This is a genomic window from Massilia sp. KIM, assembly GCF_002007115.1.
Classification (GTDB): domain Bacteria; phylum Pseudomonadota; class Gammaproteobacteria; order Burkholderiales; family Burkholderiaceae_D; genus Telluria.
Window position 1 is genome coordinate 1,654,095 of record NZ_MVAD01000001.1, and the last position, 21,558, is coordinate 1,675,652.

Here is a 21,558-nt window from a genome sequence, read left to right on the forward strand (position 1 = left end):
AGCGGGCAACCCAACAGGAGCCCGCCTTGTCCGAATCCTCCCTGCAGCGCAGCTGCCACACGATCTTCCCCGGCCACCGCCAGCGCAGCCCCGCCGAGACCTTCGCCGCCATGGCCGCATGGTGCGAGCGCGAAGGCGTCGAGCACGACGTCTACGGCCACGGCGCCCTGCTCCAGGACTTCGAACAGCGCATCGCGCGCCTGCTCGGCTGCGAGGCGGCGGTGTTCTGCATCACCGGCACCATGGCCCAGGTGACCGCGCTGCGCCTCGGCGCGCGCGAGCGCGGCAGCGAGCTCGTGGCCCTGCACCCGACTTCCCACATCCTGGTCCACGAACGCGCCAACCACCAGTTGCTGGGGCACTTCCATGCCCTGCAGGCGGGCGACCGCCACCGCCCCTGGACCGTGGCCGACCTCGAAGCGATCCCCGACCGCCTGGGCGCGGTCGGCCTCGAAATCCCGATGCGCGAGATCGGCGGCCAGCTCTCGAGCTGGGAAGAACTCGAGGCGATCAAGCAGCACTGCCGCCGCCGCGGCGTGCACCTGCACATGGACGGTGCGCGCCTGTGGGAAGCCCAGGCCGGCTACGGCCGCAGCGCCGCCGAGATCGCGGCCGGCTTCGATTCCGTCTACGTCTCGCTGTACAAGGGCATCGGCGGCCTGGGCGGGGCCATGCTGGCCGGCGGGCGCGACTTCGTCGCCCGCGCCGCCGAGTGGTTCAAGCGCCAGGGCGGCAACCTGATCCACAGGACGCCCTATGTGGTGGCGGCCGCCATGCAGTTCGAGGAAAGGCTGGCGGCCATGCCGGCCTGCTTCGCGCGCACCCAGTTCCTGTATGCGGCCTTGCGCCTGCACCCCGAGATCCGGGTCAACCCGGCCGCGCCCCAGGCCAACATGCTGCACCTGCACCTGCCGGTGAGCCGCGAGCGCGCGCTGGCCATCCGCGACGAGCTGGCGCGCGAAGACGGGATCTGGATGTACAACCGCGCCATGCACGGCGCGCTGCCTGACACCAGCGTGGTCGAGATCTACGTGGGCGAGAACCTGGTGGCCGCCAGCGACGAGGCGGTGCAGCATGCGCTGGGCCGCTTCGCCGCCCGGCTGGCAGAGGCTGACTGAGTTGCAACTGGGTTACAATATCGCGCTCCCGTAGAACGACAGTCCTCACTTTCATCATGCGCCAATACCTCGATTTCATGCGTCACGTGCAGCAGCATGGCGCCCTCAAGACCGACCGCACCGGCACCGGCACCCGCTCGGTGTTCGGCTACCAGATGCGCTTCGACCTGCAACAGGGCTTCCCCCTGCTCACCACCAAGAAGGTGCACCTGAAATCGATCATCCACGAGCTGCTGTGGTTCCTGCAGGGCTCGACCAATATCGCCTACCTGAAGGAGAACGGGGTGACGATCTGGGACGAATGGGCCGACGAGCACGGCAACCTGGGCCCGATCTACGGCTACCAGTGGCGCAGCTGGCCGACCCCGTCGGGCGAACACATCGACCAGATCGCGCAGGTGCTGGACCAGATCCGCAACAACCCGGACTCGCGCCGCATGATCGTCTCGGCATGGAACGTGGCCGACATCCCGCGCATGAAGCTGCCGCCCTGCCACGCCTTCTTCCAGTTCTACGTGGCCGACGGCAAGCTGTCCTGCCAGCTCTACCAGCGCAGCGCCGACATCTTCCTCGGCGTGCCCTTCAACATCGCCTCCTACGCCATCCTCACCCACATGATGGCCCAGCAGGCGGGCCTCGAGGTGGGCGACTTCGTCTGGACCGGCGGCGACTGCCACCTGTACGCCAACCACATGGAACAGGTCGCGCTGCAGCTCTCGCGCGAGACCCGCGAACTGCCGCGCCTGCTCATCCACCGCAAGCCGGATTCGCTCTTCGACTACCGCTTCGAGGACTTCGAGGTGGTTGGCTACGACCCGCATCCGGCGATCAAGGCCCCGGTCGCCGTGTAAATACGTCGGGGATGCGCAACAAACCGGCATCCGAGCCTGACATCCGCTTGACAGCGAGCTTGCAAACAGACAACATTTACGACTAGAAATTACAACCATCGTGACAACGGCACCCTCGATGCGGACCACCGCCCTTTTCCTCCTCACTCCCAGGGCGGCATCCTGATGGCGCAGCTGACCCTCGTCGTCGCGGTCGATGCGCAGAACGGCATCGGGATCGACAACCGGCTGCCCTGGCACCTGCCCGAAGACCTGGCCCACTTCAAGCGCGTCACCCTGGACAAGCCGGTGATCATGGGTCGCAAGACCTTCGACTCGATCGGCCGGCCCCTGCCCAAGCGCCGCAATATCGTCGTGACCCGCAACCCGGACTGGTCGCACGAGGGCGTCGAGAGCGCGGCCTCGCTGGCCGAGGCCGTGGCGCTGGCCGGCGGGCAGCCCGCCAGCATCATCGGCGGCGCCCAGATCTTCGAGGAAGCCCTGGGCCTTGCCGACGCGATGATCGTGACCCACATCGCGCACAGCTTCCGCTGCGATACCTTCTTCCCGCCGATCGACCCGGCCGTCTGGGTCGAAAGCGCGCGCGAAGCCCACCATTCCGACGAGCAGGGCTACGACTACGCCTTCGTCACCTACGTCCGCAGGGAGACAGCCTCCGATGTCTGACCGTACCCTCCTGCCGCCCGGCTCGCGCGGCGGCGACGGCTTCGCTGGCAAGCTGGCCGTCCTGATCGCCGTCCTGGCCACCCTCGGCACCCTGTTCGCCTTCCTCGGCAGCGCGGCCCACAACGACGCCGCCATGTTCAAGAGCAACGCGGCGATCGACAAGACCAGCGCCGCCAACGCCTGGAGCCATTACCAGGCCAAGTCGAACAAGCAGAACCTGGCGGAAGTCGCCTCCAACCTGCCTGGCGTGAACCAGCTGCGCTACCGCGACGAGGCGGCGCGCTACCAGACCGAGAAGGAAGTGATCCGCAAGGAAGCCGAGCGCTGGGAATCAGCCTCGGCCGAATGGAACCGCCGCGCCGAGGACGAGCTGCACCGCCACCGCCAGTGGTCGGCCGCCTCGGTGGCCCAGCAGATCGCGATCTCGCTGGCCGCCATTACCCTGCTGGCGCGCCGCACCTGGCTCCTCACCCTGACCTGCGCCACCGCCGCCTTCGGTCTCACCCTGGCGGTCTTCGCCGCCCTGCACACCACTCCCAGCGCCTTCTCGCCGGTGCCCTTCATGAGCGCGGCCGCGGCGGCCGTCCTGACCGAAGGCCTGCGCCGCGCCGGCCGCCGGCTGGAGGGGTGAAGCCCCTCGTGTGCGCCCCCGTTTGCGGACTCTGGCTACTCTAGCTACTTGATGTAGCAAAAAAAATTGCACAGGAGTCCGCAATTTCTGCGAAAATCCGCTTCTTCTTTTTTTCGGTGCCGTGCGCGGCGGCCGGACCCGTCCGGGATTGACCCGGTGAGGGACCGCCGCCTCCACGGCGCTTCGCTTTGGAGCTGTCGATGAAATTTCGTTTCCCCATCGTCATCATTGACGAGGACTTCCGCTCGGAGAACACCTCCGGTCTCGGCATTCGCGCCCTGGCGGCCGCGATGGAACAGGAAGGCATGGAGGTGGTGGGCGTGACCAGCTACGGCGACCTGTCGCAGTTCGCCCAGCAGCAGTCGCGCGCCTCGGCCTTCGTGCTCTCGATCGACGACGAGGAATTCGGCGGCGGTTCGCTGGAAGAGACGGATTTCGCCCTGACCGGCCTGCGCGCCTTCGTGCAGGAGATCCGTCACAAGAACGCCGACATCCCGATCTACATCTACGGCGAGACCCGCACCAGCCGTCACATCCCGAACGACATCCTGAAGGAGCTGCACGGCTTCATCCACATGTTCGAGGACACCCCGGAATTCGTGGCGCGCCACATCATCCGCGAAGCCAAGTCCTACCTCGACAGCCTGGCCCCGCCCTTCTTCCGCGCGCTGGTGAACTACGCCTACGACGGCTCCTATTCCTGGCACTGCCCGGGGCACTCGGGCGGCGTGGCCTTCCTGAAGTCGCCGATCGGCCAGATGTTCCACCAGTTCTTCGGCGAGAACATGCTGCGCGCCGACGTCTGCAACGCGGTCGAGGAACTCGGCCAGCTGCTCGACCACACCGGCCCGGTCGCCAAGTCCGAGCGCAACGCGGCGCGCATCTACAACGCCGACCACTGCTACTTCGTCACCAACGGCACCTCGACCTCGAACAAGATGGTCTGGCACTCGACCGTGGCGCCGGGCGACATCGTGGTCGTGGACCGCAACTGCCACAAGTCGATCCTGCACTCGATCATCATGTGCGGCGCGATTCCCGTGTTCCTGATGCCGACTCGTAACCACCTCGGCATCATCGGCCCGATCCCGCTCGAGGAGTTCACTCCCGAATCGATCGCCCGCAAGATCGAAGCGAATCCGTTCGCGCGCGAAGCCGTGAACAAAAAGCCGCGCATCCTGACCATCACCCAGTCGACCTACGACGGCGTGGTGTACAACGTCGAGACCCTGCGCGAAATGCTGGACGGGAAGATCGACACCCTGCACTTCGACGAAGCCTGGCTGCCGCACGCCGCCTTCCACGACTTCTACAAGAACATGCACGCGATCGGCAAGGACCGCCCGCGCGCCAAGCAGTCGATGATCTTCTCGACCCAGTCCACGCACAAGCTGCTGGCCGGCCTGTCGCAGGCCTCGCAGGTGCTGGTGCGCGAGTCGGAATCGGTCAAGCTGGACCAGGACGCCTTCAACGAGGCCTACCTGATGCACACCTCGACCTCGCCGCAATACTCGATCATCGCCTCCTGCGACGTCGCGGCGGCGATGATGGAAGCGCCGGGCGGCACCGCCCTGGTCGAGGAATCGATCCTGGAAGCGCTCGACTTCCGCCGCGCCATGAAGAAGGTGGACGAGGAATTCGGCCAGGACTGGTGGTTCAAGGTCTGGGGTCCGGACAGCTTCTCGGAAGAAGGCATCGGCGAGCAGGAAGACTGGATGATCCGCGCCGAGGACGAGTGGCACGGCTTCGGCAAGCTGGCGCCGGGCTTCAACATGCTGGACCCGATCAAGGCCACCATCGTGACCCCGGGTCTGGGCCTGGACGGCAAGTTTGGCGAGACCGGCATCCCGGCCTCGATCGTGACCAAGTACCTGGCCGAGCACGGCGTCATCATCGAGAAGTGCGGCCTGTACTCCTTCTTCATCATGTTCACCATCGGCATCACCAAGGGCCGCTGGAACACCCTGGTGACCGCGCTCCAGCAGTTCAAGGACGACTACGACAAGAACCAGCCGATGTGGCGCGTGATGCCGCAGTACGCCTCGGCCAACCCGCGCTACGAGAACCGCGGCCTGCGCGACCTGTGCACCGAGATCCACCAGTTCTACAAGCAGTACGACGTGGCGCGCCTGACCACCGAGATGTACCTGTCGGACATGGTGCCGGCCATGAAGCCCTCGGACGCCTTCGCCAAGATGGCCCACCGCCAGATCGAGCGCGTGGCGATCGACGAGCTGGAAGGCCGCATCACGGCGATCCTGCTGACGCCTTACCCGCCGGGCATTCCGCTTCTGATCCCGGGCGAGCGCTTCAACAAGACCATCGTCGACTACCTGCGCTTCGCGCGCGACTTCAACGAGCGCTTCCCGGGCTTCGAGACCGACGTGCACGGCCTGGTCAAGCGCGAGGTGGACGGCAAGCTGGGCTACTTCGTGGACTGCGTCAAGCAGGACGGGTAAGCATCGCCTGCGCATCAGCGAAAAGCCCGGGCCGTCGGCCCGGGCTTTTTTCTTTGTCGCGGCCCATCCGTTTGCCCAGTGGCGCGGCGCTCCCATCCGGGGTAAGCTCGCGCCCCATGGACACCATCGACACCGACGCCGCCCAGTTCTTCGCCGCGCGCCGTCCCCGGCTGCAGCGCATCGCCTACCGCATGCTCGGCTCCCTCGCCGAGGCCGAGGACGTGGTGCAGGACGCCTACCTGCGCTGGCATGGGGCCGAACGCGAGGCCGTGCGCGAGCCGGAGGCCTACCTGGTGCGCACCGTCACCCGCCTGTGCCTGGACGTGCTCAAGTCCGCCCGCATCAAGCGCGAGGAATACATCGGCCCATGGCTGCCCGAACCCTACATCGACCCCGAGGACGAGGGCGACGACATCACCCTGCCCCTGATGCTGGCCATGGAACGCCTGTCGCCGCTGGAACGCGCGGCCTTCCTGCTGCACGACGTGTTCGACATGGAATTCAGCGAGGTGGCCGAGGCCCTGGGCCGCGACAGCGCCGCCTGCCGCCAGCTGGCCAGCCGCGCGCGCGCCCACGTGCAGGCCGCCCGGCCGCGCTTTCCGGTGCCCGCCGAGCGCCAGCAGGAACTGGCCTCGGCCTTCTTCGACGCCGCCCGCAGCGGCGACCTGGGAAGGCTGCGGCAGCTGCTGGCCAGCGACGTGGTGTTCTACGGCGACGGCGGCGGTAAGCGCAACTCGGCCATCAATCCGATTTATGGCATGGAGAAGGTGGTACGCCTGCTGGCGGCGCTGTCCACCAAGGCGGGATGGGATTCCTCGACCATCCTGGCCGAGCGCCTCATCGACGGGCTGCCGGGCCGCATCAGCCTCGAGAACGACGCCCTTCCCCAGACCATCGCGCTGGAATTCGATGATGGCAGGATCAAGGCGATCTACGTGACGCGCAACCCGGACAAGCTGGGCCACCTGCAAGGCTTTAGCGGCGCTTGAGCTCCACGGCGGCGGTGGCCGCCGGCGCCGGGCGCAGCTCCGCCAGCGCCTGCCGGATGACGGTGCGCGCCGCCGACAGGCCGAGCAGGCCCATGACGGTGGCCACCAGCAGGTCGGGAACGCCGCTGCCGGACTGCCACACGCCGAGCGCGGCCAGCAGAACGGCCAGGTTGCCGATCGCGTCGTTGCGGGTGCATAGCCAGACCGAGCGCATGTTGGCGTCGCCCTTGCGATAGGAGAACAGCAGGGCCCCGACCAGGCAGTTGGCCGCCAGCGCCGCCAGGCCGACCGCGCCCATGGTGTGGGCCTGGGGCACGGTGCCGCTCTTCAGGTGCCAGAAGGCCGAGGCCAGCACGAATACGCCGTAGGCGCCCATGGTCGCGCCCTTGAGCAGGGCCGTGCGCGAGCGCCACACCGGCGCCAGCGCCAGCACGAACAGCGAGATGCCGTAGTTGGCCGCGTCGCCCAGGAAGTCGACCGCGTCGGCCAGCAGCGACACCGAGCCGGCGGCCCAGCCGCCTGCCAGCTCGACCACGAACATCAGGGCGTTGACCCACAGCGCGATCCAGAGGATGCGGCGGTAGCGCGGATCGACCGGCGGCGTGCTCGACGAGCAGCCGCCGCTGCAGCAGGCGGACATGCGGGCTCCGGCGTGAATCAGTGGTGCATCAGTGGTGAATCAGTCTCGCATCAGGTCTTGGGCAGGGTCACGCCATGCTGGCCCTGGTACTTGCCGCCGCGGTCCTTGTACGAGGTTTCGCAGACTTCGTCGCTCTCGAAGAACAGCACCTGGGCGCAGCCCTCGCCGGCGTAGATCTTGGCCGGCAGCGGCGTGGTGTTCGAGAACTCCAGGGTCACATAGCCTTCCCACTCCGGCTCGAAGGGAGTGACGTTGACGATGATACCGCAACGCGCGTAGGTGGACTTGCCCAGGCAGACGGTGAGCACGTTGCGCGGAATGCGGAAGTACTCGATGGTGCGCGCCAGCGCGAAGGAGTTCGGCGGGATGATGCAGACGTCGCTCTTCACATCGACAAAGGAATTCGAGTCGAAGTTCTTGGGGTCCACGATGGTGCTGTTGATGTTCGTGAACACCTTGAACTCGTCGGCGCAGCGGATGTCGTAGCCGTAGGACGAGGTACCCCAGGAGATGATCTTGCGGCCATCCGCCTCGCGCACCTGGTGCGGCGAGAAGGGTTCGATCATGCCGTGCCCCTCCGCCATGCGGCGGATCCATTTGTCGCTCTTGATTGTCATTGTCGCGTTTCCAAAGCAGGAAGAAAATTCTGCAATTTTACGCGAAATCCTCGGGCAAAACGCAGCCGGCCTTGCCTTCGGTTTTGCCAGATTGCCAAAGGGGCAATTTAGCCTTAGCATGAGCAAGAAAAGACACCGAGGAGAACCCGATGGACCACGCACCCAAGGCCTTGATCCTGTCCGGCATCCTGCTGCTGGGCGGATGTTCGCTGCCGCAGCAGGCCGAAGAAACCCCGGCGCCAGCCGAGGCCGCGGCAGGCCCTGCGCTTGCGGCCACCAGCCAGGACCGCAACCTCACCGGTTCGCGCATCCCCAACCCGCAGACCACCGACCGCGTGCTGCGCTCGGTCGGCCAGCAGGAAGTGCGCAACGCGATGGATTCGGCGCCGCGCCCCCTGCAGACCAACTGAGGATCAGGTCGCCTGCACGGCGGCCACGGCGGCCGTCCTGCCGGGCGACTGCGCCAGCAGGCGCTCGATCATGGCCTCGGTCAGGCGCGCCGTTTCTTCCGGCTTTTCCATTGGGTACAGGTGCGAGCCTTCGATCGTCACCAGGTTCGGGCCCACCAGTTGGCGCGTCGGGCCCAGGGTCGCCTGGCGCAGCTCTTCGGAGTCGCTGCCAGCGATGAAGCCGATAGGCAGCGGATAGGGTTCACGCAGCAGCTTGCCCAGATGATGGGGCAAGGTGGTGTAGATCTCGGTTTCGACTTCGCGGCTGAAGCGCAGCGCGACGCCTTCCGGATGCGGCTCCAGGCCATGCTCGAGATAGTCGTCCAGCACCCCCGGGGCCCAGGCCTGGAACAGGGGCTTGGACTGGAAGTGGGCGTAGGCCGCCGCCCGGTCCGGCCAGTGCTGGCGGCGCTTGTGCGAAAAGCGCGCCGGCGACAGGCGGTCGCCCCACCCCGCCAGCTTGGCGATGCGCCAGGCCCAGGCGCGCCAGCCCGCCACCACCGGCGAATCCAGCATCACCACGCAGCGCGCCAGCTCCGGGCGGCGCTTGGCCGCCATCATGCTCAGCATCCCGCCCAGCGAGTGCCCGACCAGGATCGCGGGTTGGCCGTAGCTTTCGAGGCGCGCGATCAGCTCGTCCACCAGGCCATGCCAGCCATCGGTGACCGGAAAGCGCTGGTCGTGGCCATGCATCTCGAGGGTGCGCACCTCGTAGTGCCTTCCCAGCTGATCGAGCAGTTGGCGATAGGTCCCGGACGGGAATCCGTTCCCGTGAGAAAAATGCAATAAAGGTTTGTCCATCGGAGTCCATTCGACATCGGTGCGCCGATTGTATGTGAGGGACACAATCTTGTTTAGAGGGAAACACCTACTGCCCTCGAAGCGCACCCTAAGTAGAAATACGTAAAACCCCGAAAAATGGTTGCGCGAATGCGACAGCTCAACAATAACGATAAAATTCGTGCGTTTTGCAGATTTTTAGCAGAAACATGCATACATTCATCATCTCGTAACATACATAGAGTACAAAACGGCAAGTATGCTATTTGAATACTCCCCGGCGGATACAAAATTGCGTTGACTTTTTAAAAACTTTTCCGAGCAACATCAACTTTCGATCGTTATAGTGCCCGCGCGACGGAGCTGAGGAACCGCCTTGGCAGCTGTATCGCGCGTTATCAAGCAACAAAGTTTCGAAAGAAGGTAATTGATGTTGAAAGAGAAGATGGGCGCCCGCTCCGTGCGACTCGCCCTGGGCCTGCTGTCCGGCCTCGTTGCAAGCACCTCGTTTGCCCAAGATAAACCCATTCAGCGCGTCGAGATCACCGGTTCGGCGATCAAGCGCATCAACTCGGAAGGCGCCCTGCCTGTCCAGACCCTGAGCTCGGAAGCGATCGCCAAGACCGGCGCGACCAACGCGGCGGAACTGATGCAAAGCCTGCCGGCCATGCAAGGTTTCAGCGTCACCGCTACCGCCGCCGGCACCGACTCCGGTGGTTTCGCATCGGCGTCGATCCACGACATCGGCGAAGAATACACCCTGGTCCTGCTGAACGGCCGCCGCCTCGCGCCGACCGGTTCGGGCAGCGCCGTCAACCTGCAGTCGATCCCCCTGAGCGCGGTCGAGCGCGTCGAGATCCTGACCGACGGCGCATCGGCGCTGTACGGCTCGGACGCCATCGCCGGCGTGGTCAACTTCATCCTCAAGCGCAACCAGCAAGGCGGCGACATCGAGGCCAACTACACCCAGCCGAACGACGGCCGTCCGGGCCGCTCGAAGTACGTCTCGGCCACCTACGGCTGGGGCGACCTGGACACCCAGGGCTGGAACATCCTGGCCTCCTTCCGCCACGACGAGCAGGACCAGATCAAGTCGACCGACCGTGACTTCGCCAAGACCGGCTACCTGCCCTTCAAGGCCAACGGCAACAGCTACATCTACGACCGCACCAGCACCTCGGCCATCCCGGCCAACGTGACCGCGACCTTCAACAGCGCCAGCGGCCTGCCCTCGGTCGGCTTCTCGCCCTACCTGAAGCAGTACGGCAGCTGCCCGGAACGTAACTTCATCAGCGCCAACAACAACGCGAATGCGCAGAACTGCGGCTTCGACTCGGTGTCGACCATCGAGATCGTCCCCGAGAACAAGCGCGACAGCGTGTTCCTGAAGGGCTCGCTGAAGCTGAACGACAACTGGACCCTGACTTCGGACCTGGCCTACTCGCGCTTCGACCTGACCGCGCGCATCGCCCCGAATACGGCGCCGTTCAGCATCCCGGTCGGCTCGGCCAACTACAACACCTACGTCGCTCCTTACCTGACCCCGGAACAGCGCGCCAACGTGCGCACCGTGAACGGCAGCTACCGCACCTTTGACTGGGGCACCCGCGACAGCCAGACCATCACCGAGTCGAAGCACTTCGTGGCCGGCCTGGACGGCAGCATCGGCGCCTGGAACGTCAGCGGCGCCTTGACCTGGTCGGAGAACTCGCTCGACGAGCGCTACGTCGGCGGCTATGTGAAGGACAAGGAATTCCGCTCGATGCTGACGAACGGCTCCTTCAACCCGTTCGCACCGATCGGCGCGCAAAGCGAAGCAACCAAGCAGCTGATCCGCGATTCGATCTACCACGGCTCGGTGCGCGAAGCCTCGACCACCCTGAAGGCGGCCGAAGCACGCGGTTCGCGCGAGATCTGGACCCTGCCGGCCGGCCCGGTGCTGCTGGGCCTGGGCGCGGACTTCCGTCAGTACGCCTACGAACAGACCCCGTCGGCCGACGCAGTCGCCGGCGTGCTGTACAACTTCGACGCCGATCCGGCCTACGACATGAAGCGCGACAACGCCGGCGCCTTTGCCGAAGTCATCGTGCCTGTCACCAAGCAGATCGAGATCACCGGCGCCCTGCGTCACGACCGCATCTCGGCGATCGACAACGACCTGACCGGCAAGAAGATCGGCGAGGATCAGTCGAAGACCACCTACAAGATCTCGGCCCGTTACCAGCCGACCCAGGCCCTGCTCTTCCGCGGTTCTTACGGCACCGGCTTCAAGGCCCCGAGCATGCTGGACATCGCCCAGCCGCCGGTCAGCGCAGGCTTCACCGCCAGCTCGTGGGATTGCCCGATCGCCCATCCTGACTACTGCCGTCCGGGCAAGACCCAGTACAACGTGATCTCGAGCGGCAACGAGAAGCTGCGTCCGGAAACCTCGAAGCAGTTCACCATCGGCGCCCGTTACGAGCCTTCGTCGCGCTTCGGCGTCGGCCTGGACCTGTGGGACGTGAAGATCCGTGACGCGGTGTCGTCGGTCAGCGAGCAGCAGGCATGGGCCAATCCGGCCGCCTTCCGCGACCTGTTCACCACCTACACCGAATCGTCGACCGGCGCCACCTACTGGGCCTTCCGCGAATCCTCGGTCAACATCGGCAAGTCGCACTACCGCGGCCTGGACTGGGACCTGACCGCGCGTCATCGCTTCGGTTTCGGCAACCTGACCGTCGGCGTCAACGGCACCCACATGCTGAAGGCCGACTACACCAGGCCGGGCACCAACAACGACTGGACGAACAGCCTGAACTACTTCGGCATCAACAACGCCGTGACGTTCAAGAACATCGCCCGTCTGACCGCGACCCTGGACACCGGCAAGCTGTCGAACAGCGTGATCGTGAACTACCGCGACGGCTACACCGACGCGGCAGCGACCGTGCGTAACGTCGGCACCGGCAAGAACGAAAGCATCCGTCTGGAAGTGCCGTCGTTCACCACCTTCGACTACCAGCTGAAGTACAAGCTGACCGAAGCCATCACCATTCGTGGCGGCGTCAAGAACCTGTTCGACCGCCAGCCGCCGCTCTCGCTGCGCGCCTCGTCGGGCCACCAGGTCGGCTTCGATCCGCGCTACGCGGATCCGCTGGGCCGCACCACCTACGTGACCGCCAACTACAAGTTCTGAACGAAGCTGTAGCGTAGTCCAAAGCCGCCCCGCGCAAGCCGGGCGGCTTTTTTCTTGTCAGATCTGGGTCGCGTACAGCGCGTGGTGGGTCAGGATGAACAGGGTGCGCCTGTCCGGACCACCGAAGACCAGCTGCAGCGGCCTGGCCGGCACGTCGATGCGGCCGCTTTCCTTGCCATCCGGGCCGTAGATGAAGATCTGGCCGTTGGCCACGTACACCTTGCCGTCCGGACCCACCGCGGCGCTCTCGCCGCCCCGGTCCGCCACCTTCCTGAGATCGGTGATGGCGCCGCCGGCGCCCACCAGGCCGCTATACGTGATGTTGCGCGAGGCATTGGTGAACACCGCGCGCTGTCCCACCGGCGCAAACACGAAGCCATAGCTGTCGAGGGTGTCCGACCAGCGGTAGCCCAGGTGGTCGAGCGAGCCGTGGCGGGTGACGCGGAAGGCCGGCAGCACCAGGCTGCCGTCCGGCGACACGTATTCGCGCGTCTTCGGCGTGGAGGTATCGCGCGCGAACATCTCGTCGAGCGTGGTGAACTCCATGGTGTCGAAGTTGAGCTGGTCCTTGAACTCGCCGTTGTTCCAGAAGTTGCCCGGCAAGGCCACCCGCGCGTTGGGGCGCGGCGCCACCGCGGTCGGCTTGATCAGCTGCACCAGCGCGCCCGGCACGCCCGGCTTGAGCGAATACACCGTGCCTTCCTTGCCGCTCGAGGACAGCACCATCAGGTTGTCGCTGCCATCCACCGCCAGGTTGACCGGGTCGAGCGAATAGTCGCTCACGGTCTTCAGGCCCTCGCCCTTCAGGTAGCTGAAGATGTGCTTGAAGTGGCGGTCGATGAAGTACAGCCGGCCCTTCGAGTCCACCGCCGCGCCGGCGATCGAGTAGAAGCCCTCTTCCAGCTTGTCCACCCGCGGCTGGTTGGGCGCGGCCGGCGCGCTGGTCTGCTTGCCGTCGTAGTCGAGCACCGAGAACATGCGCTCGCGCACCTGCAGCCGGTTGGTGACGTCGGTGATCGCGTTCTCGTAGGCGTACTTCGACACCCGCAGGTCGGCCACGCAGCCGTATTCATCGCAGGTGGGGAAGCCGCTTTCGGCGTTCACCGCGACGTTGCGGAAGCGGATGCCGCTCGAGTTGGTGATCTTCACCGCGGTCGGCGCCGAACGGATCGAACGCGTTACGCGGTAGTTGTGCATGTTGGCGAACAACAGGTTCTTCGAATTGCGGATGTCCAGCGCCACCGCGTCGGCCCCGTCTTCCACCTCTTCCTCGGTCTGGGGCGCATAGAATTCCCAGTTCTCCACGCCGTCCAGCACGATCTCGTTGCGGATGTGGTGCTCGGCCGAGAGCTCGTACACGCGGCCCGGGGTCTTGGTGTTGGTCACGTAGAGGCCCGCCTGCGCATGGCCGGCCGGGGCCCAGACGCCGGTGAAGGTGCCGCCGCCGCCATCGGTCACCCACAGGTTCGGATACTGGCGGTCCCACCAGGCCGAGGTGTTGAAGCGCGGCCCCTTCTTGTAGGGGTCGGTGTCGGCGCCGGCGCTCCACTGGAAGCGGATGTCGTCCACCAGCGATTTCTCGCCGGCGCGCCACAGGATGCCCACCGCGCGGTTGTTCACTTCGCCGCTGTTGATGCCGATGCCGGTGATGATGGCGTCGCCGCCGCGCGCGCTCTCGAGGATGGCCTTGGGCGTGTCGCTGCCCTGGTAGAGCGGCGAGCCGTTCGGCAGGCGCAGCTGGGTCAGTCCCGGGTGCAGGCCGATCAGCACGGTGTCGGGCTTGAGGCGGATGGTGTCGTTGACCACGTAGATGCCAAGCGGCAGGTAGACCACGCGCTGGCTGTCGATCGCCTTCTGGATGGCGGCGGTGTCGTCGCTGACGCCGTCGCCCTTGGCGCCGTACTCGTGGACGCTGGCCCAGTCCCGGGTGGGCGGCAGCGCGCGCAGGATGCGCTCGGTCTTCTCCTTGGCCGGCAGCGCGGCGGTCTTGAAGTTGGTGTCGAACTGGCCCGGCTGGCCCAGGCCGGACAGCTTGAGGCCGTGGTTGAACTCGGTCACCTGGTAGGCGCGGCCCTTGCCCTCGACCTTCTTGCCGCTGTCGCGGAAGTGGGCGAAGACCGGCACGTTGCGCGCGCTGATGCGCTCGAAGCCGACCTGGGTATACACGTTGTTCTCGTTGCTGATGATGACGCCGGCCTTCGACACGTTCTCGAAGCGCACGTCATGGCCCCACAACCAGTCGCCGTAGCCACGGTTGATCTCGATCCCGACCGGGGTGTTGCGGATGTCGGTATTGGCGAGCGTCAGCGCCGCCTCGTGCTCGCGGATGGCGGCGTCGCGCTGGCCGTCGAAGTGCGAGTCGAGCAGCGTGAACTGCCAGGCCGGCGAGGTCTTCTCGGCCAGGATGCCATAGCGGCCGCCGTAGAAGCGCAGGTTGTAGGCGATGTTGCCGACCTGGTAGACGCCGGACAGGCCGGAGCCCATGCGGAAATCGATGTGCGAGAGGTTGGAATGCTGGGCGGTGTGCATGCGCACGCCGCTGGCCGCCGGGTTGCCCTCGCCGACCTCGAAGTCGACGTTCGACAGGACCGAATAGAAGGTCGCGGAATTGGCGTCGCGCACCGCCTTGCCCGGCTCGGTGCTGAACGGCACCGCGCTCGGCACCGGCATCGCCACCCGGCCGATGCCGTAGGTGTCGGTGCCGGTGAAGATCACCATGTTGGCCACGCCCTTCTGGAAACCCGGCGTGTTCGGCGCCAGCAGCAGCACCGGGCGGGTCTTGCCGATGCCGTACACGCGCACGGCGATCGGGATCAGGATGGTGCGCGTGATTCGGTAGCGGCCCGAGGGCAGAAACACCACGCCGCCGGCGCCCTTGTTGGCGGCGCTGTCGATGGCCTGCTGCAGCGCGTCGCTGTCGTCGGCCTTGCCGTCGCCCTTGCCGCGCACCACCACCGCGCGCGGATCGTCGGGCAGGCTCTGGTAGGCCGAGACGGACGGCGGCGGCGTGCTGGCGGCAAGGGCCGCGCCGGCGGCGCCCTGGGCCGCCACCAGCGTGGCGCACAGGGCCAGCGAGTGTAGCTTGAACGGATTGACTCTCAAATTGCTCTCCTAGGTTTTTTTATGGTTGCGAGGCGGCCAGCCGGAACCGGCCGCCTGCGGTGCTTCCAGCTGAGGTCTTCAGCCGACGAACAAGGACAGGATCAGCACGAAGACGATGCCGAAAATGCCCACGAGGGTCTCCATCATGGTCCAGGAGCGGAAGGTGTCCTTCAGCGACAGGCCGAAGTATTCCTTGAACATCCAGAACGCGGAGTCGTTCACGTGGCTGAACATGAGGCTGCCCGCGCCGACGGCGAGCACCATCAGGTTGGGGTCGACCCCGGTGGTCTCCACCAGCGGCCCGACGATCCCGGCCGCGGTGACGCCGGCCACGGTGGCCGAGCCCAGGCAGACACGGATCACGGTGGCGACCGCCCAGGCCAGCAGCAGCGGGGTCACCGGCAGGCTGGCCAGCAGCGCGCCCAGCTCGGCGCTGATGCCGGACTGGGTGAGCACCTGCTTCAGGCCGCCGGCGCCGGCGATGATCAGGAGGATGGGCGCGATCTCGCGCAGCGCGTCCTGGGCCGAACCCATCACCTGCGGCAGCGATTGGCCGCGGCTCGTGCCCAGCAAGAAAACCGCGACGATGTAGGACACCAGCATCACCACCAGGGGACTCGAGACGAAGGCGAGCGACTTGCTCAGCTCCGGCCTCGCCAGGGTGATCACGGTAAAAATCCCCAGCAGCAGCACCGGCAACAGCGCGGTGAAGAAGCTGGCAAAAGCGCTCGGCAGCTCGTGCACGGGCTTGGGTTCGCCACGGAAGATGGCGGCCGGTTCGGCGCGGATGTGCTTGAGCGTCATCGCGAAGATCGGGCCGGCGATGATCAGGGTCGGGATCGCGACGATGAAGCCGTACAGCAGGGTCTTGCCCATGTCCGCGTGCACCGCCGCGACCAGGGCGATCGGCGACGGGTGCGGCGGCAGGAAGCCGTGCGCGATCGACAGGCCGGCCAGCAGCGGCATGCCGAGCGCCACCGCCGGACGCCCGGACTGGGCCACCAGCGAGAAGATCAGCGGGATCATCAGCACGAAGCCGACGTTGTAGTACAGCGGCAGGCCGACCACGAAGCCGGTGACGGTCATCGCGATCGGCATCCGGCTCGGACCCAGGGTATCGATCAGGCTGATCGCGATGCGCCTGGCGGCGCCGCTGTCGGCGATCAGCTTGCCGAACACCGCCCCCAGGCAGATCACCACCACCAGGGAACCGAGCAGATCGCCGATGCCTTTTTCGATGGCGCCGGGGATCTGCTCCGGCGGCATGCCGAGCATGACGGCGGCGAGCATGGCCGCCACCACGAAGGCCAGGAGCGGCTGAACCTTGCCCCAGGCGATCATGATGGTGAGCAAACCGACCGCCAGCAGAACGGAAACGACATTCCACATGGCGGACGCCCCCTTAGAAGTTCATGCGGAGACCAGCGCGGTAGGTACGGCCGGTTGCGTCATAGACTGCGGGGTTGAGTGCGATGCTCAGGTTGGTTTGCGGGACCAGGACCGGGTCGCGGTCGGCCACATTGTCGATCTTGAAGTAGGCCTGCAGGTTCTTCGAGAAGTTGTACGAACCGCCGAAGTCGATGTAGGTGGCGCCCGGCATGTAGTTGTCGTAGATGGTCGGGTGGGCCGCGGTCGGCAGCGGGCAGGCGGTCTGGCACTCGATGTACTCGTTGTTGAACTTGCCCGAGCTGATCCAGCGCTCGGTCAGGGTCAGGCTGAGTTTCCCGTTTTCCCAGGTCTGCGACAGCAGGGCTTTCCACTTCGGGGTCGGACCGGTCATGTTGCCTGCGCCTTCGCTCGGGGTGGTGCCCGGCACGCCCGGATCCGAGATCGCGTGGATCATGCGGGTCGCCAGGCCACGCAGGGTGAAGGTGCCCGGCAGGCCGACATCACGCAGGTTCAGGCGGTAAGCGGTCTCGATGTCGACGCCGCGGGTATGCAGCGAAGCGAAGTTGAAGCTCTGCGCCAGCACGTAGTTGGTGCCGGCCGGACCGTTGATCGACACCGCCTTGCAGACTTCCTGGTTGCCGCCGTAGCACAGGTCGACTTCCTGCTGCGGGTTCAGCGAACTGATCACGTTAGCGACCTTGATGTCGAAGTAGTCGACCGACAGGTTGAAGCCGCGCGCCCAGCTCGGCTGGCTCAGGATGATGCCGAAGGAATTGTTGCGTGCTTTTTCCGGCTTCAGGTTCGGGTTGCCGACGTTGCGCTGCTGGATCTGGATCGACTGGCCCTGGTTGTTGTTGACCGCCTGGTTGGTCACGGTCATGGCCGCGTACAATTCGCTCAGGTTGGGAGCGCGCACGTCGCTCGAGCTCACCGCGCGCAGGCGCAGGCCGTCGATCGGGGTCTTCCAGGTGGCGCCCAGTTTCCAGGCGCGGGCATGGCCGGCGGTGCTGTACTTCTCTTCGCGGTCGGCGATGTTCAGGTTGGCTTCACCCCAGGTGTCCGACTTCAGGAAAGGGATGTTGAACTCGACGTAGGCTTCCTTGACGTTGAAGGAGCCGCGGCCGTTGTGGTAGTTGCCCGCAAACCAGTTGTCGCCGGTGATCGACAGGGTCGGATCGGCCGGGTAGTCGGCGCTGTAGGGCGACGCCAGTTCGACGCCGGCGCCATACGGGTCGCCGTTCACTTCATACCACTCGCGGCGGTATTCGGCGCCGAAGGCCATCGAGATCGGGCCGGCCCAGCCTTCATGGATTTCGCCGTTGAAGTTGATGCTGGCCACGTCCTGGGTCGATTCGGTGTGCTGGCGCGGGCCGGCCGAGGGGGCGATGTAGTTCCACCCCGCCATATTCATCGGTACATTACCCAGGATATTGATTGGCTGGCAGCCCGCCATGCGCGCGGCCGGGTTGCGGCAGACGATCGCGCCGGTGGCCGGATCGCGGATCGCGTCGATCGCGAAGTTGTAGCGCGGGTTGAGGGTGATGTTGTCGACGTTGATGTTGGTGGTGTTCTCGCCATGCTCGGCATAGGCGTCGTAGTTCCACTCTTTGCCGAACAGGCCGAACTTGCCGTTGGCGCCGATCACGAAGCGGCGCTGGGTGCGGGTCGGCTGGACCTTGATGTTTTCCGGGAAGGTCGCATTGGCGGTACCGACCGGCATCGCGCCGCTCGGATAGCCGGCCAGGCAAGGCGCCACCAGCGACGCCGGCAGGAAGGCGTTGTCGCAGCGGATGTTCAGGTTGCCCTGCTTGGCCGCGCCCGGGTTCGGCGAGAACTCGGAAGCGACCTGGGCCCAGTTGCCGGTGACGTAGATCTCGTTGTCGGCGTCCAGGTTCCAGGACACGCGGCCATAGCCGACCTGGCGCTTGAACTGCATCGACAGGTTGGTGCCCGCGCCCACACTGCCGCTGCGGTCGCCGCCGATACAGAAGTTGCCGACGCAATCGGTGCCGTACTCGAAGGGGTAAGGGGTGCCGCCGTCGCCGAAGGCGGTGCCGCGCAGCGGGCCGCCGGTGATCAGGCCGTATTTGGCGTACTGGATGTGCTGGGCGTGCACGATGCTCTTGTAGCGCGGGGCGCCGGCGGCCTGCATGGCGCGCGTCGATTCCTGCAGCGCCGGGTTGTTGTACCAGGTGCGGCCGTTCGGGCCGACCTCGCCGAAGCCCGGCGACTCGATCCCGTTTTCCTTGGTGAATTCGCCGCTCAGGGTGACGTGCAGGCGGCCGTCCATGAAGCCCTTGCCCCAGGCGGCCTGCAGGGTGCCGCCCTTGTCGTCGTGGTAGCGGGTCATGCCGCCCTGGACGTTGGCCTTGAAGCCTTCGAATTTCTTGTCGGTGATGAAGTTGACCACACCGCCGATCGCGTCCGAACCATAGGACGCCGAGGCGCCGCCGGTGACCACGTCGACACGCTTGACCAGCAGTTGCGGGAATTGGCTGACGTCGGTCACGCCGGTGACGTTGGCGCCGACCACGCGCTGGCCATCCAGCAGGGTCAAGGTACGCAGGGTGCCCAGGCCGCGCAGCGACAGCGAGGACAGGCCCTGGATACCGCTCGAGGTGCTGAAGGTGTTGGTGGTGCGGCCGGTGCTGCCCTGCAGGGCCGGCAGTTCGGTCAGGGTATTGAACAGGTTCGGCTTGGCCGCCTTTTCCAGGTCGGCGCTCGACAGGCTGGTGGTCGGCGTCGGCTGGGTGAAGCCGCGCGTGGCGATGCGCGAGCCGGAGACCACGACGGTGTTGACCGGGCCCTGGTTGGCCGGGGCGGCGGTCGGCGCGGCCAGCGGCGTGACGGTGGTGGAAGCGGTAGCGGCCTGGTCGGCAGCCTGGGCGCCTTCTGCGGCCGGCGCAGACGCTTGGGCGCCTTCTGCGGCCGGCGCGGAGGCCTGGGCTTCCTGGGCGTGGGCCGACATGGCGAGCACGCCGCAGGCGCTGGCCACGGCGAGGTTGATCAGTTTTCGTTGAAATCGCGTATTCATCGTGTCTCCGTGTTTTTATAGGTGGTCTGGGCCCGGTCTGTTGGATGCCGGCCTCAGCCTTGCGATGCGCTGCTTCTTGGTGCTGATGCTGTGTTTTCCTGCTGGTCCTTCCTCCTTACATGTACAACTTGTCTTGGTAGCGCTAACTTAACATAGTTTGTTAGCGCTAACGTGGCTAAATGGCAACAGCCCTCGATTTGGGCCATCGTCCGAGCGCAGCGCTAGCTGGGTGAAATAGTGATGCCGCTGGTGCGCGAAACAGCGTTTGTTTGCGTCAACCGCGATGCCACGCTGCGGCGCGCATCAGGGTGAAGGCCGAAGGACACAGGACCGGGCAACAGCTCAGTTCTTGGGTTCCGGAGCTATCCGGCGCCTTTGCTTGTTCACCGATCGCTGGCCAATGGCCGTTGCGGAATACTACGACCGTGGATCAATAAGCATCCAATAACTTTTATGTACGCGGCGATATCGAAATTGGTATGTCAACTGTAGATACGCGGTGTTGCAAGCACCGGCGCAGGTGGCAAGAGTGAATACGGCGTCCACACGCCGATTTCCGCGAGCATCAATATCCGTTTCGAAACGGCGAGTATCGTAGCGCAGATGCAACACCGTACCTGGGCTGCCCGCAGCTCGATCGGGTGCGCTTGGCCCCCTCACCGCGTGATGTCGATATCGTGGCCGTCGCGCCAACGCAGGCCCGGCCGGCCCGGCGCGCAGGCGGCCGGCAAGGCCGGTAACAGGCACTTCTCCGCTCCGGGACTGCGCCTTCTGGCGCGGCATCCGGCTCCGACTCAGAGGCTGATGCCGACGTTGAGCGTCACCACATAACCCTGGACCGGATTGCCGCTCACGCTGGCCATCTGCAAACCGACGCCGTCGGCGAACACCATGTCGGTGGCATAGCTGATCCGCGCCAGCTTGGCCGCGCTGCCGGCGTAGCCGGCCGTCGCATAGGCCTCGTTCAGCGTCGCCAGCGGGAAGGTGAACTGCGAGGTCTTGATGCGGTTGGCGGCATTGCCGGCCTTCGCCAGCGACGGATAGACCTCGAAGTGCACGTGCGGCATGCGCCCGTCGTAGCAGCCGGGGAAGACGGTGGTGAACGCGAGTTGCCCCTGGCTGTCCGCCTCCTGCACGCCGCGCAGGAAGTTCTCGTCCAGAAGGCCGTCCGAGTACATCGAGTAGCCGCCCTCGCGGGTGCAGTGCCACAGGTAGACCGCGGCCCCGGCGGCCGGCGTGCAGCCCGCGCCCACGTTCACCATCTGCAGGCGGATCGTGAGCGGAATGCCGTCCGCCACACCGCTTGCGCCGGCCACGCTGGCGCGGATGTCGCTGCGGACGATGCCGGCCAGCGCCAGCGCGTTGACGACGCCCTTGGCGTTGTGGTTGCTGCCGTCCCCGGGATAGGGGCCGGCCGTCTCTTCCGGAATCACCGAGCAGGCGACCGGCGTGCCGCTGCCGGTCGCGACGTCGCTGCTGGAGGTCGTGATGCCGAAGTTGGCATCCGCCCGGTCGGCGCCGCCGCCGCATCCGGCCAGCGGCAGCGAGACGCCGGCGACCAGCCAACGCAGCGACTGGCGACGCGTCGCGCGCTGGGCCAGGATCCGGTCGAGGTCGGCGCTCAGGCCGCGGTCATGGTCTTGCTCTCGCATGCGCAA

15 protein-coding genes are annotated in these 21,558 nt (G+C 66.0%); 8 read left to right on the forward strand and 7 right to left on the reverse strand.

The genetic code is table 11. The features are described 5' to 3' along the window. Nucleotides 1-26 precede the first annotated feature (26 nt). From B0920_RS07130 to B0920_RS07155, 6 genes are all read left to right on the forward strand, one after another. Nucleotides 27-1,118: a low specificity L-threonine aldolase gene (locus tag B0920_RS07130; RefSeq protein WP_078031843.1), complete on the forward strand. Its 1,092-nt coding sequence runs from the start codon at nucleotides 27-29 to the stop codon at nucleotides 1,116-1,118. 56 nt (nucleotides 1,119-1,174) lie between these two features. Beyond that, the gene (locus tag B0920_RS07135) at nucleotides 1,175-1,969 is read left to right on the forward strand and encodes a thymidylate synthase (protein ID WP_078031844.1); all 795 of its coding nucleotides are present in this window, start codon (nucleotides 1,175-1,177) and stop codon (nucleotides 1,967-1,969) included. A gap of 165 nt (nucleotides 1,970-2,134) precedes the next feature. After that, nucleotides 2,135-2,635 (forward strand): dihydrofolate reductase, encoded by a 501-nt coding sequence (locus B0920_RS07140; RefSeq protein WP_078031845.1) that lies wholly within the window; start codon nucleotides 2,135-2,137, stop codon nucleotides 2,633-2,635. Continuing rightward, nucleotides 2,628-3,266: a DUF4337 domain-containing protein gene (locus B0920_RS07145; protein WP_078031846.1), complete on the forward strand. Its 639-nt coding sequence runs from the start codon at nucleotides 2,628-2,630 to the stop codon at nucleotides 3,264-3,266. Before B0920_RS07140 ends, B0920_RS07145 begins: the two co-directional genes overlap by 8 nt. Nucleotides 3,267-3,466: 200 nt before the next feature. Further along, nucleotides 3,467-5,725: an arginine/lysine/ornithine decarboxylase gene (locus B0920_RS07150; RefSeq protein ID WP_078031847.1), complete on the forward strand. Its 2,259-nt coding sequence runs from the start codon at nucleotides 3,467-3,469 to the stop codon at nucleotides 5,723-5,725. A 116-nt stretch (nucleotides 5,726-5,841) separates the two neighbouring features. Beyond that, nucleotides 5,842-6,714 carry a sigma-70 family RNA polymerase sigma factor gene (locus tag B0920_RS07155; RefSeq protein WP_078031848.1) on the forward strand — a complete coding sequence of 291 codons (873 nt, stop codon included), beginning with the start codon at nucleotides 5,842-5,844 and terminating at the stop codon, nucleotides 6,712-6,714. Here B0920_RS07155 and B0920_RS07160 read toward each other — a convergent pair. After that, nucleotides 6,701-7,354: a cation transporter gene (locus tag B0920_RS07160; RefSeq protein WP_078031849.1), complete on the reverse strand. Its 654-nt coding sequence runs from the start codon at nucleotides 7,352-7,354 to the stop codon at nucleotides 6,701-6,703. The genes B0920_RS07155 and B0920_RS07160 overlap by 14 nt on opposite strands. 50 nt (nucleotides 7,355-7,404) lie before the next feature. Then, on the reverse strand, nucleotides 7,405-7,971 hold the full coding sequence (gene dcd / locus B0920_RS07165) for a dCTP deaminase (protein WP_078031850.1): 567 nt from the start codon (nucleotides 7,969-7,971) through the stop codon (nucleotides 7,405-7,407). A 149-nt stretch (nucleotides 7,972-8,120) separates the two neighbouring features. Between dcd and B0920_RS07170 the strand changes: the two genes are divergently transcribed. Then, complete coding sequence (locus B0920_RS07170) at nucleotides 8,121-8,381, forward strand: hypothetical protein (RefSeq protein ID WP_078031851.1); 261 nt, start codon at nucleotides 8,121-8,123, stop codon at nucleotides 8,379-8,381. A gap of 3 nt (nucleotides 8,382-8,384) precedes the next feature. Here B0920_RS07170 and B0920_RS07175 read toward each other — a convergent pair whose 3' ends face one another. Next, the gene (locus B0920_RS07175; protein WP_078031852.1) at nucleotides 8,385-9,221 is read right to left on the reverse strand and encodes an alpha/beta fold hydrolase; all 837 of its coding nucleotides are present in this window, start codon (nucleotides 9,219-9,221) and stop codon (nucleotides 8,385-8,387) included. A gap of 409 nt (nucleotides 9,222-9,630) precedes the next feature. Here B0920_RS07175 and B0920_RS07180 point away from each other — a divergent pair, with 409 nt between their 5' ends. Continuing rightward, nucleotides 9,631-12,375 (forward strand): TonB-dependent receptor, encoded by a 2,745-nt coding sequence (locus tag B0920_RS07180; protein ID WP_229455245.1) that lies wholly within the window; start codon nucleotides 9,631-9,633, stop codon nucleotides 12,373-12,375. 57 nt (nucleotides 12,376-12,432) lie between these two features. On the opposite strand, the gene B0920_RS07185 is transcribed toward B0920_RS07180, so the two are convergent. From B0920_RS07185 to B0920_RS07200, 4 genes are all read right to left on the reverse strand, one after another. After that, nucleotides 12,433-15,477 carry a glycosyl hydrolase family 28-related protein gene (locus B0920_RS07185; protein ID WP_078031854.1) on the reverse strand — a complete coding sequence of 1,015 codons (3,045 nt, stop codon included), beginning with the start codon at nucleotides 15,475-15,477 and terminating at the stop codon, nucleotides 12,433-12,435. Between the two features lie 78 nt (nucleotides 15,478-15,555). After that, nucleotides 15,556-16,866, reverse strand: a complete 1,311-nt coding sequence (locus B0920_RS07190) for a GntP family permease (RefSeq protein ID WP_078031855.1) — start codon at nucleotides 16,864-16,866, stop codon at nucleotides 15,556-15,558. A gap of 13 nt (nucleotides 16,867-16,879) precedes the next feature. Then, entirely contained in the window at nucleotides 16,880-19,900 is a 3,021-nt protein-coding gene (locus B0920_RS07195) for a TonB-dependent receptor domain-containing protein (RefSeq protein WP_078031856.1), read from the reverse strand. A gap of 794 nt (nucleotides 19,901-20,694) precedes the next feature. Next, nucleotides 20,695-21,552 (reverse strand): intradiol ring-cleavage dioxygenase, encoded by an 858-nt coding sequence (locus tag B0920_RS07200; protein WP_078031857.1) that lies wholly within the window; start codon nucleotides 21,550-21,552, stop codon nucleotides 20,695-20,697. Nucleotides 21,553-21,558 lie beyond the last annotated feature (6 nt).

Coding starts and splice junctions, on each gene's coding strand:
- B0920_RS07135 (WP_078031844.1), top strand. CDS start 1,175: ATGCGCCAATACCTCGATTTCATGCGTCACGTGCAGCAGCATGGCGCC.
- dcd (WP_078031850.1), bottom strand. CDS start 7,971: ATGACAATCAAGAGCGACAAATGGATCCGCCGCATGGCGGAGGGGCAC.
- B0920_RS07150 (WP_078031847.1), top strand. CDS start 3,467: ATGAAATTTCGTTTCCCCATCGTCATCATTGACGAGGACTTCCGCTCG.
- B0920_RS07200 (WP_078031857.1), bottom strand. CDS start 21,552: ATGCGAGAGCAAGACCATGACCGCGGCCTGAGCGCCGACCTCGACCGG.
- B0920_RS07190 (WP_078031855.1), bottom strand. CDS start 16,866: ATGTGGAATGTCGTTTCCGTTCTGCTGGCGGTCGGTTTGCTCACCATC.
- B0920_RS07155 (WP_078031848.1), top strand. CDS start 5,842: ATGGACACCATCGACACCGACGCCGCCCAGTTCTTCGCCGCGCGCCGT.
- B0920_RS07170 (WP_078031851.1), top strand. CDS start 8,121: ATGGACCACGCACCCAAGGCCTTGATCCTGTCCGGCATCCTGCTGCTG.
- B0920_RS07175 (WP_078031852.1), bottom strand. CDS start 9,221: ATGGACAAACCTTTATTGCATTTTTCTCACGGGAACGGATTCCCGTCC.
- B0920_RS07180 (WP_229455245.1), top strand. CDS start 9,631: ATGTTGAAAGAGAAGATGGGCGCCCGCTCCGTGCGACTCGCCCTGGGC.
- B0920_RS07160 (WP_078031849.1), bottom strand. CDS start 7,354: ATGTCCGCCTGCTGCAGCGGCGGCTGCTCGTCGAGCACGCCGCCGGTC.
- B0920_RS07195 (WP_078031856.1), bottom strand. CDS start 19,900: ATGAATACGCGATTTCAACGAAAACTGATCAACCTCGCCGTGGCCAGC.
- B0920_RS07145 (WP_078031846.1), top strand. CDS start 2,628: ATGTCTGACCGTACCCTCCTGCCGCCCGGCTCGCGCGGCGGCGACGGC.
- B0920_RS07140 (WP_078031845.1), top strand. CDS start 2,135: ATGGCGCAGCTGACCCTCGTCGTCGCGGTCGATGCGCAGAACGGCATC.